Consider the following 15,935-nt stretch of genomic DNA (forward strand, 5'->3'; position numbering starts at 1 on the left):
CCATGATCGCCGCAAGTCGGACCGAACGCATTGCCTGTCTTTCGCCGTGCCGGTGTGACCGACCCGCTGAACGCATGATCAAGGCGTTGCGAAGGTCGAGCGCCAACGACGCAGGAAGAGATCTCGCGTCTGTTCATCCAGGGAAACAAGCAGGGCCGGTGAAAGCTCGATTGGCCGCGCTGTGGTGCGGTTCGCGTCGCTGATGCCGGTCTCGTCAGGAGTGAGAAGCGGAGACAGCAACAGCGTCTTTCGCAAAGCGATCCGACCATCATTCGACAGGAGAAAATCCAGAAACTCCTGTGCAAGGCGCCGGTTCGGTGCGGACTTCGGGATCATCAGGGCACGCGACAGAACCAACGTGTAGTCCTCCGGAAGGATGATCCCGACACGCTCGTCTTCCAGCTGATAACCTTGGGCGTAGGACCCAAGGACATTGTAGGCAATCAGATATCGCCCCTGGGCGACATCGCGGATGATGTCTGCCGAACAGCAGGTCGAGATAGCACCAGTTCGGCTGAAGGATTCCTGCAGGGCACCGAATGTCGTCGCCTCGAGCGAGTCCGCGAAGGCGAAGAGATATCCCAGGCCCGACGCCTCGATGTCATATGTGGCCACTTTGCCGGCAAAACGGCTGTTGGTCGGGCGCAGGAGGTCAAGCAGATCGAAACGGGACTTCGGCGCAAGTCCTTCGCTGACAAGCTCCCTATTGTAGATCATTACGGCGGGTTCGCGGGTAATCCCCCAAAGCTGGTCGCGCCACTGCAGCGCACCCGGAACGTTTGCCGTCTGGGCGGACCGATAGCTCGCCGCGCACGCCTCGTTGACCAGCTTGACCATCTGGTGCACAGCGGAGCTGATGACCACGTCACCGGCTGCCTTTCCCGAATGACAGGCAGTGCGGGTCAACTCGTAGAGTTCGTTCGAGCCCCATTGTTCATAACGCACGGAGAGACGTGGCCTGCCGATGAGGAACGCCTCCACCACCGGGCCAAAGACCGAAATATCCGTCGTGGAGCGGACGACAAGCGTATCGGATGCGGCCTGCGGGCCATATTCACGGATGATTTCTTGCCCGAGTGCCCCTGATACCAGCCCGAGCAAGGCAAGGACGCAGCCGAGCATTCTCCGAAGCCCTGTCATTGCACCGCCTCCTGAACGGAGACGAAATCAAGGGATGTCTGGAATCTTCCATTGGCCATCTGCTTCATTTCAAGCTTTCCCGAAAAGGCCTCAGCAACCGCAGAAGCAATCGCAAGCCCCAGCCCGGAACTGCCGCTTGCCGCCGACCCGTCCCGCACATTGAACCGCTCACCAAGCCGTCTCAGAACGGTTGCATCGGGACCTTGTCCCGCATCTTCCACCCAGAGACATGCTAGCCCTTCGTCTCGTGAAACCCCCAACACCACAGGCGGTACGCCGTATTTGAGTGCGTTGCTCAAAAGGTTCTTGAGTGCTTCCTGCAGGGACGGCGCATCGGCGAGAACGAGGACGGGACCTTCCGGGATCTCAAGGCGTATATCCGCGTCCGGAAGCAGGATCTGGTGATCGCCCGCCTCATAGACATCCAGCGCGATATCCCGCAGATCGACGATCTCACGCTTGGCGCTATCAACCCGGTGGCTGACAAGCGCACGACTTAGAAGCTGGTCCAGCAACCGGCCAAGATTTTCCGAGCGCATCTGGATCAGTTCGACGATTCTGTGTCTTCGCTCGGCGTCCTGTTCATCAATCAGGACATCCGCCTGTGCACGCAGCGCAGCCACAGGCGTCCGCAGCTGATGGGCGGTATCTGAAATGAGTTGCCGCATTGAGGTCATCTGCCGGTCGAGGCGTCCCATGAAACGGTTTACGGCCGTTACCATCACGGCGAGCTCCGGAGGAACTTTCGTATCCATCGGCGTCAGGTCATTCGGGTCGCGGCGCGTCAGGCCGTCGGCAATGCGTTCGAGCGGCTTGAGCGCAGATCGAACAACCAGAGCCGCAAGCAACAGCATCGCGATGCCGGAGAGGCCGAGAACGTAAAGCGCCTTGCGGGTGATATCGAACGCCAAAGCGTTGCGGGCAAGCAATGTGTGCCCGACGACAACTCGGATAGTACCGTTCAACGTCCGCTCGGCGAAACGTCGCGACACAACAACGAACCGGGCCGGCTCACCAAAGAATGCGGCATCGAAGAACCCTTGCGACAACAGTCGTTTGCCCTCGGGTGGCACAACCTCGTCGTATCCCGTCAGCGTCGCCCCATCAACGCCAATGACCCGGTAGCCGATACGATCATCAGGCGCGAGCGCAAGCAGTTCGAATGCGGAAATCGGCAGCTGCACGCGCGGAGCGCCATTTTGAATCTGGATTGATTCCGCGATGTCGTTGGCCGCACCCAGCAACAGGCGATCATAAGCGTCCTGGGCGGCCTGCCGCCCATAGGCAAAGGCTGCGAGCGAAACAACCACACCACCAATGAGCAGCAGCAATGTCACACCGACCGCAACACGGGTCTTGAGCGAGACTGTTGCTAGCTGGTCTTTAAGACTAACCATCGACATCGAGACGATATCCGAGGCCACGCTGGGTTTCGATCTTCACGCCACTGCCGCCGATCTTCTTTCGGATCCGGGCGACATAAAGCTCGACGGCATTCATCCCAACTTCGGTTTCCTCGAAGTTGAATATTCCCTCGAACAGGCGCTCCTTGCTCACCACCTTGCCGCGATTCCGGATCAGCATCTCGAGAACCGACAGTTCGCGGCGGGTCAGGTTTAAAGACGTGTCAGAGACTCGGACACTACGAGCCGTGGGATTGAAGGTCAGGTCGCCGAGAGAGATCTCTTCGGACTTGTCGCCCTTGTCCCGGCGATAGAGCGCGTGAATGCGCGCCTCGAGTTCCCGGTGATCGAACGGTTTGACCAGATAATCATCGGCCCCGGAATTCAGTGAGGAAACCCTGTCATCAACCGAGAACTGCGCCGTCAGCATCAAGACCGGCGTCCGATCTCCACGGCTGCGAAGTTGCTTCAACAGTTCCGTCCCGAGCCCATCCGGCAAATTGATATCCAGAACGATGACGTCATAGTTCTGTACATCGACACATCCGTGCGCCTGATCCAGCGTCTTGGCCAGGTCACAGGCGATGCCCGACCGCTCAAGCCGGATCATGATCGCCTCGGCCATGTCAAAGGTGTCTTCAACCAGCAGCAGTCGCACGTTTTTTCCTCCAGGTGCCACTAGTGCAATGGGAGCCGGGGTGGCGCAAGGGGTTTGAGGGTGCCTGACAGCTTGGTGACAGGGTTCACCACTACCATTCCCTCACTTCCGCTGGCGCCGCATTCGAACGGCATTCCAGCGGGACGCCAACGGTCGAAAAAAAGACTGTTACATGTGGAGGAAACATATCATGGCACTCAAGACTGGCCGCATTCTTCTTGCGGCAGCACTCATCGGCGCGTCCGCTTTCGGCGCAACCGCAGCCGACTTCAAGCCGGAGAACCCGGAGTGCATCGCACCTGCGAACCCGGGCGGCGGTTGGGACTTCACCTGCCGTCAGGTCGGCAAGTCCCTCCAGGATCTCGGCCTGCTCGACAAGACCATGCAGGTGGTGAACCTTGCAGGTGGCGGCGGCGGTGTGGCCTACGCTGAAGTCGTCAACAAGCGCAGCGACGACAATGACCTGATCGTTGCAGCGTCTTCTGCAACCGCAACTCGTCTCGCTCAGGGCGCTTACCCGGGCAACACGATGGACCAGGTTCGCTGGCTCGCGGCTATCGGCGCTGACTATGGCGTGATCGCAGTTGCTGCCAACAGCCCGGTCAATACGCTGCCGGAACTGCTTGACCAGATCAAGAACGATCCGACGTCTGTCTCCGTTGCCGGTGGTTCTGCTGTTGGTGGCTGGGATCACCTCAAGGTTCTGATTGCTGCCAATGCCTATGGCATCAGCGACGTCCGCTCGGTCAAGTACATCGCCTTCGATGGCGGCGGTGAAGCCGTTACCCAGCTTCTGGCTGGTTCCGTCCAGGCCTTCACCGGCGACATTTCCGAAGCCAAGGGCTTTGTTGACAGCGGCGATATCAAAGTGATCGCGGTTCTTTCCCCGGATCGCCTTCCGGGTGAATTCGACAAGTTCCCGACCGCCAAGGAACAGGGCGTCGATGCAATCGGTGCAAACTGGCGCGGTTTCTACGCTCCGGCAGGCATGTCCGACGACGCGTACAACGCATGGGTCTCGAAGATCTCCGAGCTCTATGCCAGCGATCAGTGGAAGGAAGTGATGGCTGCAAACGGCCTGGCGCCGCTCTCCCTCCAGGGCGATGCTTTCCAGGAGTTCGTTGCAAACTCCGTCGCTCAGATCCAGTCCATCTCACGTGAGATCGGCATCATCAAGTAAGACAGGTTGACTGCGGGAGGCCGGAATGCACCACCAAGGCTGCGTTCCGGCCTTTTGTCTGAGAAATCAACCTTCAAGCAGCCGCACAAGGAGGTCCCATGAGTGACCGTATCTTCGGCGCAATCGGACTGTTAGTGGCAATCGGATATGCGTGGGCCGCGCTCATCATCGAGGAAAGCTTCCTCTCCGACGCCGTTGGCCCGAAAGCCTTCCCGCTGATCATAGCAGCCGTTCTCGCCATGGCGTCCATCGCCATCTTCCTGAAACCCGATGCTGAACCCAGGTGGCCCTCACTCAGCCGGTTCATGGAAATCGCAGCAGCCGTTCTCGTCATGGTGCTTTATGCGCTCGCCCTGCCGGAAATCGGCTTTGTCATTGCGACCGCAGTCGCTGCGAGCTACCTGACCTGGCGCCTGGGAACCGCTCCGCTCTTCTCGCTCGTGTCCGGAACGGCAACCTCGCTCGGGATCTACGTTGTCTTCCACCTGGTGCTTGGCCTGTCGCTGGCCAAGGGACCTCTCGGCATCTGAGGACAGGACAATGGAAACTCTTTCGTCTCTCGCAGACGGGTTCGTCATCGCGCTGACATGGCAGAACCTTCTGCTTGCCCTGCTCGGCTGCTTTCTCGGTACCGTCATGGGCGCACTGCCGGGCCTCGGTCCCTCGAACGGCGTGGCCATCCTCATTCCGCTCGCGTTTACTCTCGGCCTCGGCGCAACACCCTCGCTTATCCTGCTGACTTCGGTCTATTACGGTGCCATGTATGGCGGGCGCATTTCATCGATCCTGCTGAACATTCCCGGTGACGAGCCGGCCATGATGACCTGTTTGGACGGTTATCCGATGGCTCAGCAGGGACGTGCAGGCGAAGCGCTGTCCCTGTCGGGCGTTGCCTCGTTCGTCGGCGCTTTCCTTGCGACTTGGGGCTTGATCCTGCTCGCTCCGCAGCTCGTCAAGATCGCGCTTCTGTTCGGGCCGGCTGAGTATTTCGCTCTCTTTACCCTGGCTTTCGCAACGCTCGGCGGCGTTGCCTCGACCAACCAGGCAAAGACGGCCTTCGCGGCTGCGATCGGCATTGGCCTCGCGATGGTTGGCGTCGATACCCAGACGGGCGTCCCGCGCTTCACCTTCGGCGAAGTGCATCTGTATGATGGTATCGACTTCCTCGTTGCCATTGTCGGCCTCTTCGCCCTTTCGGAAGTCTTCATCTTCCTCGAACACAAGCACGGCGCGTCAGACGCAGCAGGCAAGAAGGTCGAAATCGGCCGTCTGCTTCCGTCCTGGGGCCTGCTGAAGAGCTGTACTCCAACGATGCTGCGTACGAGCTTCCTGGGTTTCCTGGCCGGTGTTCTACCGGGCGCGGGCGCGTCGCTGGGATCGTTCATTTCCTACTCGATGGAAAAGCGGCTGGTCGACAAGGAAGGCACTTTCGGCAAGGGCGACCCGCGCGGTGTCGCGGCACCCGAGGCTGGAAACAATGCCGCTGCCGGCGGTGCACTCGTCCCGATGTTGGCGCTCGGCGTTCCTGGCTCGGGCACAACAGCGGTTCTTCTGGCTGTTCTTCTGGCTCTGAACATCACGCCAGGTCCCCTGCTCTTCGCTCAACAGCCGGACGTAGTCTGGGGGCTGATCGCGGCGCTGTTCATCGCCAACTTCATGCTGCTGGCCCTGAACATCCCGATGATCGGCATCTTCACGCGTGTGCTCCTGATCCCGCCGCGGATTCTGATGCCAATCGTTGCCATGGTCAGCTTCGTCGGCATCTACGGCATCTCGGGTTCCTCGTTCGACCTGCTTGTGATGATCGGCTTCGGCGTAGCCGGCTGGGTTCTTCGCAAGCTGGATGTGCCGCTGGTTCCGGTGATCCTCGGCACGCTGCTCGGCAATTCCATGGAGAACAACCTGCGTCGCGCGATCACCATCGACAACGGAAACTGGTGGACACTCATCGATAGTCCGCTGTCGATAACGCTCTGGGCCATCGCGATCGTCGGTTTCCTCCTGCCGATCCTGGTCGGCAAGATCATGAAACGCCGCATTCGCATGGCAAAGGACGAGGAAGGCGCGGTCACCGACTGACAACGCCCCATCCGATGCGAACACGACGGCCGCGGCATCTCCGCGGCCGTTTTCATTTCGGCCAGCCCCCGAACATGGAACATGCTAGGCGCAGGAGATCGAATACTCTAATGAAGAACCAGTTGTTCTCGATCGAGTTTGGATCCCATGCCATCAGGCTCTCAAGCCAGAAACACGCTTTCCGACATCGCGGACCTGGAAATCGACCTTGTGATCTTCGACTGTGACGGCGTTCTGATCGACAGTGAAATCATCAGCGCGCAGGTGCTTTTGAACGCCCTGAAGGAACTCGGAACTCCGGTCGACTTCGCATACTTCAAGGCCAACTTCCTTGGTCGTAGCTTTGCAAAGGTTGCCTCGAGCCTGAGGACCGATTTTTCCCTGGAACTTCCAGACACCTTCGAAGCCGACTACAGGCGCCGCCTGCTTGCCGAGTTCGATCATCGGCTTCAGCCTGTACCAGGGATTATCGAGATTCTGGACAATCTCGGCACTTCAGGCTGCGTCGCAACCAGCAGCAGCCCGGAGCGCGCGGGAAGGTCACTCGAAATCACTGCCCTTGCGCACTACTTCGGTGCCGCCGTCTTCACAGCGTCCCAGGTCACCAATGGCAAGCCGGCACCAGACCTTTTTCTTCATGCTGCGCGCACTCTGGGTGTCGCCCCAGAACGCTGTCTGGTGATCGAGGACAGCAGACCCGGCCTTATCGCAGCCCGTGCTGCAAAGATGCACGTCCTGCATTTTGTCGGCGGCAGTCATCTGTCCGGCGATGATGCACCGGCAAGCGGCATTGAACCCGCTGTGCCGTTTTTCGAGACTTGGGAGAGCTTTTTTGATATTGCCCCTCAACTGAGAAAACGCTGAGATTCGACGGAACGGGTACCATGGCAGCCAGATCAGACATCGATACCAGCCGTCTGGACGACGCTGCACGGGCTGGTTGGCTGTATTACGTCGCCGGCAACACCCAGGACGAGATCGCCCGGAAGCTGGGCGTTTCACGTCAGTCGGCACAGCGCCTGGTTTCGCTCGCGGTGAGTGAACGCCTCATCAAGGTTCGCCTTGACCATCCGATTGCGCGATGCATGGAACTAGCCGCAAAGCTCAGGGATAAGTTTGGCCTTCAAATCTGCGAGGTCGTCCCGAGCGATCCGGATAATCCGTCCCCGATCGTCGGCATCGACAACGCCGCGGCTGCAGAGATGGAACGACACCTAAAGGCCAAGGAGCCGAAGATCATCGCTTTCGGAACCGGACGTGCCCTTCGCGCTTCGGTTGACCAGCTCCCTGCGATGAACTGCCCACAGCACCGGATTGTCTCCCTCCTTGGCAACATGAACTCGGACGGTTCAGCTTCAGCCTACAACGTCATCATTCGCATGGCTGATCGCGTCAACGCGCGCCATTACCCCATGCCGCTGCCGGTTTTCGCAAGTTCGCAGGAGGAGCGAACCCTTCTGCATAACCAGGAGCCGGTGCACAACATCCTGGAGCTCGCCAAGCAGGCAGACGTTACTTTTGTCGGCGTTGGCAACATGGGCAAGACCGCACCCCTCTATGTCGACGGCTTCATCGACGAAGGCGAGATGAACGCGCTTGAAAGCGCTGGCGCGATCGGCGAAATCACGAGCTGGGTCTACGACAAGGACGGCAAGCTCATCGACGGGCTCACCAACGACCGGGTCGCCAGCGCCCCACTCACGCCAGCCAGTGAAAAACCTGTCATCGGGATTGCCGCTGGGTCGTCGAAGGTCGATGCAATCCGAGGCGCCTTGAACGGCAAGCTAATCAACGGGCTGATCACCAACGAGCGCACTGCAGAGCAATTGCTCGCCACCTGACCAGTTCAGGGCCTCAAGCATAGGTCATTTTCCAAGAGTGTCCTGCATCGTCAGATGCGATACCTGTTGCCTCAACTGGTGTCTCTTGCGTCGTTTTTGCGCGCAGGGTCGGATTTTCATTGATCTCTTGCTATTGACTCATCTCGCGATTTTGCGTTGCAGCATCGAAAGTTTCTCAGTTTTTCGTCAACCATCTTGACCTCTCGCTGCTCTTTTGTGAGTATTTGCCCGCCTTAGTAGCAATTGCCCAAAGAGGCTTTTGGGAGGAACCAATGACCAAGTTTACACGCGCCCTTCTCGGCGCGACCGCTCTCTCATTCGCGGTTACACCGGCTCTTGCCGACAAACTGACCATCGCTACCGTCAACAACGGTGACATGATCCGCATGCAGAAGCTGACGGAAGACTTCACGCAGAAGACAGGCCACACCGTCGAGTGGGTCACGCTTGAAGAAAACGTTCTGCGCCAGCGCGTCACCCAGGACATCGCCACCAAGGGTGGCCAGTTCGACATCATGACGATCGGCATGTACGAGACCCCGATCTGGGGCAAGCAGAACTGGCTCGTTCCGCTGAACGACCTGCCGGCATCCTACGACATCGACGATATCCTGCCGGCAATGCGTGGCGGTCTGTCCGTGGAAGGCACGCTTTATGCTGCGCCGTTCTACGGTGAGAGCTCGATGATCATGTACCGCACGGATCTCATGGAAAAGGCCGGCCTTGAAATGCCGGACGCACCGACCTGGGAATTCGTTGCCGACGCGGCGCGCAAGATGACCGACAAGGACAACGAAGTCTACGGCATCTGCCTGCGCGGCAAGGCCGGATGGGGCGAGAACATGGCGTTCCTGACCGCGACGTCCAACGCTTTCGGCGCACGCTGGTTCGACGAAGAGTGGAAGCCGCAGTTCGACAGCCCCGAGTGGAAAGAGACTCTGACCTTCTACATCGACCTGCTGAACGAAGCTGGCCCTCCAGGAGCATCGAACAACGGCTTCAACGAAAACCTGTCTCTGTTCCAGCAGGGCAAGTGCGGCATGTGGATCGACGCCACCGTTGCTGCTTCTTTCGTGACCAACCCGAACGACTCGACCGTCGCCGACAAGGTCGGCTTTGCCCTCGCACCGGACACCGGGCTCGGCAAACGCGGCAACTGGCTGTGGGCATGGGCACTCGCGATCCCGGCTGGCACCCAGAAGGAAGCTGCTGCAAAGCAGTTCATCGAGTGGGCAACTTCCAAGGAATACATCGAACTCGTAGCCTCCAAGGAAGGTTGGGCGAACGTTCCTCCGGGAGCGCGTACCTCGCTGTATGAGAACGCAAACTACAAGGACATCCCGTTCGCGAAGATGACCCTTGAGAGCATTCTGTCTGCCGATCCGAACAACCCGACCGTAAAGCCGGTTCCGTACATCGGTGTCCAGTTTGCTGCTATTCCGGAGTTTGCCGGCATCGCAACACAGGTTGGGCAGGAGTTCTCTGCAGCTCTCGCCGGTCAGCAGACTGCCGAGCAGGCCCTCGAAAAGGCCCAGGCTCTTGCCACGGAAGAAATGGAAGCCGCAGGCTACTAATATTCTCCCAAGACTCGAGGGCGGCTTCCTTGGCCGCCCTCCCCTTTTTCAAAGATAAATCAAAAAATTCCGTCCATTTGGCGGCGGCTGCCTGTCGCATGGGTCAGCAACCTGGGGAGGTGTGTCCATGGCAACCCAGAATTCCCGTTCAGCCGCACGACTAATGATGGCTCCGGCCGTCACGTTGTTGCTAGGCTGGATGCTCATTCCGCTCATCATGACCTTGTACTTCTCGTTTCGGAAGTATCTCCCACTTCGCGGCGGCGACCTCGGGTGGGCTGGTTTTGACAATTATGTCCGCTTTGTCACGTCGAGCGCCTTCTGGCCGAGCGTGCAGACGACGCTGATCATCGTCGGCGGTGTTCTCGTCATCACTGTCTCGCTGGGTGTCTTGCTGGCAATACTCCTGGATCAGCCGATGTGGGGTCAGGGGATCGTCCGCATTCTCGTCATCGCTCCATTCTTCGTCATGCCGACCGTGTCTTCTCTGGTCTGGAAAAACATGTTCATGGATCCGGTGAACGGGCTCCTCGCGCATTTGTGGAAGTTCTTCGGCGCCGAACCTGTGGTCTGGCTCACCGACGCATCGCTTTTCTCGATCATTCTGATCGTTTCCTGGCAATGGCTACCATTTGCGACGCTGATCCTGCTGACCGCAATCCAGTCGCTCGACAGTGAACAGCTGGAAGCTGCCGAAATGGACGGTGCTCCTGTTCTGGCCCGCTTTGGCTACATCGTGCTGCCGCACCTATCCCGCGCGATCACCATCGTCCTGCTGATCCAGACGATCTTCCTGCTCTCGATCTTCGCCGAGATCTTCGTCACCACGCAGGGTGCGTTCGGAACCAGAACACTGACCTACCTGATCTTCCAGCGCGTTCTGGAAAGCCAGAATGTCGGCCTGGGTTCTGCAGGCGGCGTCTACGCCATCATCCTCGCCAACATCGTCGCGATCTTCCTGATGCGCATCGTCGGCAAGAACCTGGACGCTTGAGGAGGGAACGACATGGCACGCTCTGTGAAAACCAACCGCAAGATCGTCAACACGATTGCCGCATGGGCAGTCGGGCTTCTGATCTTCTTCCCGATCCTCTGGACGATCCTGACCAGCTTCAAGACGGAAGCGCAGGCAATCGCCGATCCCCCGGTGTTCTTTTTCTTCGATTGGACGCTGGAGAACTATGCAGTGGTTCAGGAACGGTCCAACTACGTTCGCTACCTCTGGAACTCCGTGATCATTGCCGGTGGTTCGACCCTGCTTGGGATCATCATCGCCATTCCCGCGGCCTGGTCCATGGCTTTCGTCCCGTCGAAGAGAACCAAGGACATCCTGATGTGGATGCTCTCCACCAAGATGCTTCCGGCTGTCGGTGTGCTCTATCCGATCTACCTGGTCTTCATCGAACTCGGACTGCTGGACACCAGGGTCGGCCTCGTGGCCGTGCTGATGCTCTGCAATCTCCCGATCATCGTCTGGATGCTCTACACCTACTTCAAGGAAATCCCGGGCGAGATCCTTGAAGCGGCGCGCATGGACGGAGCGACACTCAAGGACGAGATCATCTATGTCCTGACGCCAATGGCAATTCCCGGGATCGCATCGACGGTCCTGCTCAACATCATTCTGGCCTGGAACGAAGCCTTCTGGACCTTGAACCTGACTGCGGCGCAAGCCGCTCCCCTCACCGCCTTCATCGCCAGCTACTCGAGCCCGGAAGGCCTGTTCTACGCCAAATTGTCGGCAGCCTCGACCATGGCCATCGCACCGATCCTGATCCTCGGCTGGTTTAGCCAGAAACAGCTCGTGCGTGGTCTCACCTTTGGCGCCGTGAAATAGGAAGATTCGAGATGGGACAGATTACACTCAACAAGATCACCAAGTCTTTCGGCGACGTGGAAGTCATTCCCCCGCTGGATCTCGAAATCAACGACGGTGAGTTCGTCGTGTTCGTCGGTCCATCAGGTTGTGGCAAGTCCACCCTGCTGCGCCTGATCGCCGGGCTTGAAGACGTCTCGACTGGCGAGATCCGCATCGATGGAACCGATGCTACCATGGTGCCGCCCGCGAAACGCGGCCTGGCCATGGTGTTCCAGTCCTACGCTCTTTACCCTCACATGTCGGTAAAGAAGAACATCGCCTTCCCGCTCAAGATGGCAAAGATGGATCAGGCCGAACAGGACCGTCGTGTCGCCAACGCAGCCAAGGTCCTGAATCTGACTGACTACCTCGACCGTCGTCCGGGCCAGTTGTCAGGTGGCCAGCGCCAGCGTGTTGCAATTGGCCGCGCCATCGTCCGGGAACCTGCCGCGTTTCTGTTCGACGAACCTCTCTCGAACCTCGACGCTGCTTTGCGTGTCAACATGCGCCTGGAAATCTCGGAACTTCATCAGTCGCTAAAGACCACAATGATCTACGTGACCCACGACCAGGTTGAAGCCATGACAATGGCCGACAAGATCGTGGTTCTGCAGGCAGGCAGGATCGAACAGGTCGGATCGCCACTGGAGCTTTACAACAACCCTCGCAACAAGTTCGTCGCCGGCTTCATCGGCTCACCGAAGATGAACTTCATGTCCGGAGCGGAAGCTGCAAAATACGGTGCGCATACGATCGGCATTCGTCCCGAACATCTGACGCTCTCCACGTCCGGCGGTGTCTGGACGGGAACGGTCGGCGTGGCCGAGCATCTTGGCTCCGACACTTTCCTGTACGTCCACGTCGATGGCATCGATCCGGTCACGGTTCGGGTGTCCGGTGAGGTCGGCGTCAAGCACGGTGACACTGTTCAGCTGACCCCGGACCCGGAAAAGCTGCACCGCTTTGACGAAAACGGGTTGCGCCAGAAATGAACCGTCTCGAGGGCAAGTCTGCCCTGATCACCGGCGCTGCACGTGGCATCGGCAAGGCCTTCGCGAAGGCCTATATCGCCGAAGGCGCGAAAGTTGCCATCGCGGACATCAATCTGGAAGGTGCCAAGGCCGCTGCGGCGGACCTTGGCACCCAAGCCTATGCGGTCGCCCTCGACGTCACCGATCAAGCCTCAATCGATGCGGCGATCAAGGCCGTCGAGGAAAAAACCGGCGGTATCGACATCCTGGTCAACAACGCCGCACTGTTCGATCTCGCCCCCATCACCGAGATCACCCGGGACAGTTACGATCGACTGTTCTCGATCAACGTATCCGGCACTCTTTTCATGTTGCAGTCCGCGGCCAGGTCGATGATTGCACGCGGAAAGGGCGGCAAGATCATCAACATGGCAAGCCAGGCGGGTCGGCGCGGTGAACCGCTCGTAGGCGTTTATTGCGCAACGAAGGCGGCAGTGATCAGCCTGACCCAATCGGCGGGTCTGAACCTCATCGAGCATGGCATCAACGTCAACGCGATCGCCCCTGGCGTCGTCGACGGTGAACATTGGGATGGGGTCGACGCCCTCTTTGCAAAATTCGAGAACCGTCCCCTTGGAGAAAAGAAGCGCCTTGTCGGGGAAGCCGTTCCCTTTGGCCGCATGGGGACAGCAGAAGATCTTACCGGCATGGCCGTGTTTCTGGCTTCGAAGGAAGCCGACTACATCGTCGCCCAGACATACAATGTCGACGGCGGCAACTGGATGAGCTGACCAATGGCAATCGAACTGAACCAGATCGCTCTCGCCGACCTCCCAAGCGGCGTGAACGCACCAAATTATGACCGTAGCAAACTTACGGCCGGCATTGTGCACATCGGCGTCGGAAACTTTCATCGCGCTCATCAGGCGGTCTATCTGGACCGGCTGTTTGCGAAAGGTCGTGACCATGATTGGGCGATTGTCGGTGCGGGTGTGAAATCCTTCGACAATGCCATGCGCGAGCGCCTGAAGGATCAGGATTGGCTCACGACCGTGGTTGAACTCGACCCCAACGGGTTCAACGCGACAGCGATCGGCTCGATGATCGACTTTGCGGAAATCAACCCCGACGCATTGATCGCGGAGCTGATCAAACCCGAAATCCGTATCGTCTCCCTGACAATCACCGAAGGCGGCTACTATGTCGATGCAAAGACCGGCGGCTTCGATGAAACAAACCCTGACGTGGTCGCCGATGCCGCAAATCCGGGCTCACCGCGAACAGTCTTCGGAATCCTGATCTCCGCGCTCGGCCTGCGCAAGGACAAAGGCATTGCTCCCTTCACGGTCCTGTCCTGCGACAACCTTCCGGAAAATGGCGCGATTGCCCGGCAAACCGTTCTGGGCCTCGCCGACATGATGACGCCCGATCTTTCCGAATGGATCGCCGAGAATGTCGCCTTTCCCAGCTCGATGGTCGACTGCATCACGCCTGCGACATCCGACCGGGAGCGTGACATGGTCGCCGACAAATTCGGGATCATCGATCAGGCTCCGGTTGCCTGCGAACCGTTCCGCCAATGGGTTATGGAGGACCACTTCCCGACCGGCCGGCCGCACCTCGAGGAAGTCGGCGTCGAATTCGTCAAGGACGTTGCTCCTTATGAGTTGATGAAACTTCGGATCCTGAACGGGGGGCACGCTGCGATCGCCTATCCATCCGCCCTTTTGGGTCATCACTTCGTCCATGATGCCATGGCCGATCCGGACATCGCTGCCTGGCTGAAGAAGCTCATTACAGAGGACGTCATTCCGCTCGTCCCGACAATTCCAGGCATCGATTTCAATGCCTATCTCGCCAAATGCGCCGAGCGCTTCTCCAATCCGGCCGTAGGCGACACCATCCCGCGTCTGTGCCTCGACGGGTCGAACCGCCAGCCAAAGTTTATCCTTCCGAGCATAGAGGACGCACTGAAGAGCGGACGCCCGATCAACGGCCTTGCCCTGGAGGTGGCCTTCTGGTGCCGGTACTGCGCAGAAACGGCCGATGCCTCCAAAGGCATTCCGCTTGAAGACCAGCGCAGGGCAGAACTTCAGAAGGCAGCAATCGAAGCAAAAGAACGCCCCGCCGCCTTCCTAGAGCTGGAAGACGTCTTCGGAGAACTTGGCAGCAACGCTACATTTGCGGATGCCTTCTCCGAGCATCTCACTTACATTTGGCGGGAAGGCGTGCGCGCCGCGCTGGCCCGTTATCTTGAAAAAGTGGAAGCTTGACCAGAATGCTCCTTTGCTGCGGCGAAGCACTCATCGACATGATCCCGTCCGAAGTCGCCGATGGCGGCTTCGGTTATGTTCCCCACTCCGGCGGAGCGATCTTCAACACTGCCATTGCGCTCGGCCGCCTCGGCCAGAAGGTCCAGATGCTGACAGGTGTCTCGACCGATCTCTTCGGCCAGCAGCTGGAGAAGAGCCTCTCGGAGAGCAATGTCGGGACATCCTTGTCTGTGCGCTCCGACCGCCCGACGACAATGGCGTTCGTCCAGCTCTCCAACGGGCATGCGACCTACACGTTCTACGATGAGAACAGCGCGGGCCGGATGCTCACGGAGGCCGATCTGCCATCCCTGCCCGATGATGTAAAAGCACTCTATTTCGGTGGCATCAGCCTTGCGGTCGAGCCTTGCGCCGATGCCTATGCCGCGCTTCTGCATCGTGAAGCGAAGACGCGCACCATCATGATCGACCCGAACATCCGGCCGGGCTTCATTCGCGATGAGGCAGGGTACCGGGCACGACTGAACAGAATGATCGCCGACGCGGATATCGTGAAGGTCTCGGACGAGGACCTCGACTGGATCGACCGCTCTGAAGGTTCACTGGAACGGAAAGCGGCCGATCTTTTGAGCACTGGTCCGAAGCTTGTCGTTGTGACCCGTGGCAAGGATGGTGCAGCGGCCTATTTCGCGGACGGATCATCCGTCTCTGTAAAAGGATCACCCGTTGCCGTCGTAGACACGGTTGGTGCCGGCGACACCTTCAATGCCGGTTTTCTGGCGTCGCTCAGCGATCAGGGCTTCATTGACAAGGCACACATTGCGAGCCTGTCGAAGGATGCAGCCGAGGCTGCGCTGTCGTACGGAGCAAAGGTCGCAGCGGTCACGGTGTCGCGAGCCGGAGCCAACCCGCCCTGGAAAAGCGAATTGACGGCCTGATCCGAACTTCGGAGGCAAAA

General features: G+C 59.0%; 15 protein-coding genes. 12 read left to right on the forward strand and 3 right to left on the reverse strand.

Features of this window, described 5'->3' with window-relative positions:
* Positions 1–78 precede the first annotated feature (78 nt).
* Genes ACN0SY_RS09555 through ACN0SY_RS09565 form a run of 3 tightly spaced genes read right to left on the reverse strand, consistent with a single transcriptional unit; the run spans position 79 to position 3,201 of the window.
* Positions 79–1,140: an ABC transporter substrate-binding protein gene (locus ACN0SY_RS09555; protein ID WP_417686691.1), complete on the reverse strand. Its 1,062-nt coding sequence runs from the start codon at positions 1,138–1,140 to the stop codon at positions 79–81.
* Positions 1,137–2,543: a sensor histidine kinase gene (locus tag ACN0SY_RS09560; protein ID WP_417686693.1), complete on the reverse strand. Its 1,407-nt coding sequence runs from the start codon at positions 2,541–2,543 to the stop codon at positions 1,137–1,139. Before ACN0SY_RS09560 ends, ACN0SY_RS09555 begins: the two co-directional genes overlap by 4 nt.
* Positions 2,530–3,201 (reverse strand): response regulator, encoded by a 672-nt coding sequence (locus ACN0SY_RS09565; RefSeq protein ID WP_417686695.1) that lies wholly within the window; start codon positions 3,199–3,201, stop codon positions 2,530–2,532. The genes ACN0SY_RS09560 and ACN0SY_RS09565 overlap by 14 nt, the downstream gene beginning before the upstream one ends.
* 190 nt (positions 3,202–3,391) lie before the next feature.
* Between ACN0SY_RS09565 and ACN0SY_RS09570 the strand changes: the two genes are divergently transcribed.
* The 12 genes from ACN0SY_RS09570 (at position 3,392) to ACN0SY_RS09625 (ending at position 15,915) form a co-directional block, all read left to right on the forward strand.
* Complete coding sequence (locus tag ACN0SY_RS09570; protein WP_417686697.1) at positions 3,392–4,381, forward strand: Bug family tripartite tricarboxylate transporter substrate binding protein; 990 nt, start codon at positions 3,392–3,394, stop codon at positions 4,379–4,381.
* A 98-nt stretch (positions 4,382–4,479) separates the two neighbouring features.
* Positions 4,480–4,911: a tripartite tricarboxylate transporter TctB family protein gene (locus tag ACN0SY_RS09575; RefSeq protein ID WP_417686699.1), complete on the forward strand. Its 432-nt coding sequence runs from the start codon at positions 4,480–4,482 to the stop codon at positions 4,909–4,911.
* 10 nt (positions 4,912–4,921) lie between these two features.
* Entirely contained in the window at positions 4,922–6,460 is a 1,539-nt protein-coding gene (locus tag ACN0SY_RS09580) for a tripartite tricarboxylate transporter permease (protein ID WP_417686701.1), read from the forward strand.
* Between the two features lie 147 nt (positions 6,461–6,607).
* Positions 6,608–7,324, forward strand: a complete 717-nt coding sequence (locus tag ACN0SY_RS09585; protein WP_417686703.1) for an HAD family hydrolase — start codon at positions 6,608–6,610, stop codon at positions 7,322–7,324.
* A gap of 20 nt (positions 7,325–7,344) precedes the next feature.
* Positions 7,345–8,301 (forward strand): sugar-binding transcriptional regulator, encoded by a 957-nt coding sequence (locus tag ACN0SY_RS09590; RefSeq protein ID WP_417686705.1) that lies wholly within the window; start codon positions 7,345–7,347, stop codon positions 8,299–8,301.
* 272 nt (positions 8,302–8,573) lie between these two features.
* On the forward strand, positions 8,574–9,875 hold the full coding sequence (locus tag ACN0SY_RS09595; RefSeq protein WP_417686707.1) for an ABC transporter substrate-binding protein: 1,302 nt from the start codon (positions 8,574–8,576) through the stop codon (positions 9,873–9,875).
* Positions 9,876–10,002: 127 nt separating this feature from the next.
* Positions 10,003–10,869 (forward strand): carbohydrate ABC transporter permease, encoded by an 867-nt coding sequence (locus tag ACN0SY_RS09600; RefSeq protein WP_417686709.1) that lies wholly within the window; start codon positions 10,003–10,005, stop codon positions 10,867–10,869.
* A 12-nt stretch (positions 10,870–10,881) separates the two neighbouring features.
* Positions 10,882–11,712 (forward strand): carbohydrate ABC transporter permease, encoded by an 831-nt coding sequence (locus ACN0SY_RS09605; RefSeq protein WP_417686711.1) that lies wholly within the window; start codon positions 10,882–10,884, stop codon positions 11,710–11,712.
* Between the two features lie 11 nt (positions 11,713–11,723).
* Positions 11,724–12,725, forward strand: coding sequence for an ABC transporter ATP-binding protein (locus ACN0SY_RS09610; RefSeq protein ID WP_417686713.1), 1,002 nt, complete (start codon positions 11,724–11,726; stop codon positions 12,723–12,725).
* The gene (locus ACN0SY_RS09615; protein WP_417686715.1) at positions 12,722–13,495 is read left to right on the forward strand and encodes an L-iditol 2-dehydrogenase; all 774 of its coding nucleotides are present in this window, start codon (positions 12,722–12,724) and stop codon (positions 13,493–13,495) included. The genes ACN0SY_RS09610 and ACN0SY_RS09615 overlap by 4 nt, the downstream gene beginning before the upstream one ends.
* A 3-nt stretch (positions 13,496–13,498) precedes the next feature.
* Positions 13,499–14,977, forward strand: coding sequence for a mannitol dehydrogenase family protein (locus ACN0SY_RS09620; RefSeq protein WP_417686717.1), 1,479 nt, complete (start codon positions 13,499–13,501; stop codon positions 14,975–14,977).
* 5 nt (positions 14,978–14,982) lie between these two features.
* Positions 14,983–15,915 (forward strand): carbohydrate kinase family protein, encoded by a 933-nt coding sequence (locus tag ACN0SY_RS09625; RefSeq protein WP_417686719.1) that lies wholly within the window; start codon positions 14,983–14,985, stop codon positions 15,913–15,915.
* Positions 15,916–15,935: the final 20 nt, after the last annotated feature.

Origin of the sequence: Roseibium sp. (assembly GCF_048261595.1) — a bacterium.
Taxonomy (GTDB): domain Bacteria; phylum Pseudomonadota; class Alphaproteobacteria; order Rhizobiales; family Stappiaceae; genus Roseibium.

What these genes read in the sequence shown, in the direction of transcription:
- ACN0SY_RS09555 (WP_417686691.1), bottom strand. Translation starts at nt 1,140, where the DNA reads ATGACAGGGCTTCGGAGAATGCTCGGCTGCGTCCTTGCCTTGCTCGGG.
- ACN0SY_RS09560 (WP_417686693.1), bottom strand. Translation starts at nt 2,543, where the DNA reads ATGTCGATGGTTAGTCTTAAAGACCAGCTAGCAACAGTCTCGCTCAAG.
- ACN0SY_RS09570 (WP_417686697.1), top strand. Translation starts at nt 3,392, where the DNA reads ATGGCACTCAAGACTGGCCGCATTCTTCTTGCGGCAGCACTCATCGGC.
- ACN0SY_RS09575 (WP_417686699.1), top strand. Translation starts at nt 4,480, where the DNA reads ATGAGTGACCGTATCTTCGGCGCAATCGGACTGTTAGTGGCAATCGGA.
- ACN0SY_RS09580 (WP_417686701.1), top strand. Translation starts at nt 4,922, where the DNA reads ATGGAAACTCTTTCGTCTCTCGCAGACGGGTTCGTCATCGCGCTGACA.
- ACN0SY_RS09585 (WP_417686703.1), top strand. Translation starts at nt 6,608, where the DNA reads ATGCCATCAGGCTCTCAAGCCAGAAACACGCTTTCCGACATCGCGGAC.
- ACN0SY_RS09590 (WP_417686705.1), top strand. Translation starts at nt 7,345, where the DNA reads ATGGCAGCCAGATCAGACATCGATACCAGCCGTCTGGACGACGCTGCA.
- ACN0SY_RS09595 (WP_417686707.1), top strand. Translation starts at nt 8,574, where the DNA reads ATGACCAAGTTTACACGCGCCCTTCTCGGCGCGACCGCTCTCTCATTC.
- ACN0SY_RS09600 (WP_417686709.1), top strand. Translation starts at nt 10,003, where the DNA reads ATGGCAACCCAGAATTCCCGTTCAGCCGCACGACTAATGATGGCTCCG.
- ACN0SY_RS09605 (WP_417686711.1), top strand. Translation starts at nt 10,882, where the DNA reads ATGGCACGCTCTGTGAAAACCAACCGCAAGATCGTCAACACGATTGCC.
- ACN0SY_RS09610 (WP_417686713.1), top strand. Translation starts at nt 11,724, where the DNA reads ATGGGACAGATTACACTCAACAAGATCACCAAGTCTTTCGGCGACGTG.
- ACN0SY_RS09615 (WP_417686715.1), top strand. Translation starts at nt 12,722, where the DNA reads ATGAACCGTCTCGAGGGCAAGTCTGCCCTGATCACCGGCGCTGCACGT.
- ACN0SY_RS09620 (WP_417686717.1), top strand. Translation starts at nt 13,499, where the DNA reads ATGGCAATCGAACTGAACCAGATCGCTCTCGCCGACCTCCCAAGCGGC.
- ACN0SY_RS09625 (WP_417686719.1), top strand. Translation starts at nt 14,983, where the DNA reads ATGCTCCTTTGCTGCGGCGAAGCACTCATCGACATGATCCCGTCCGAA.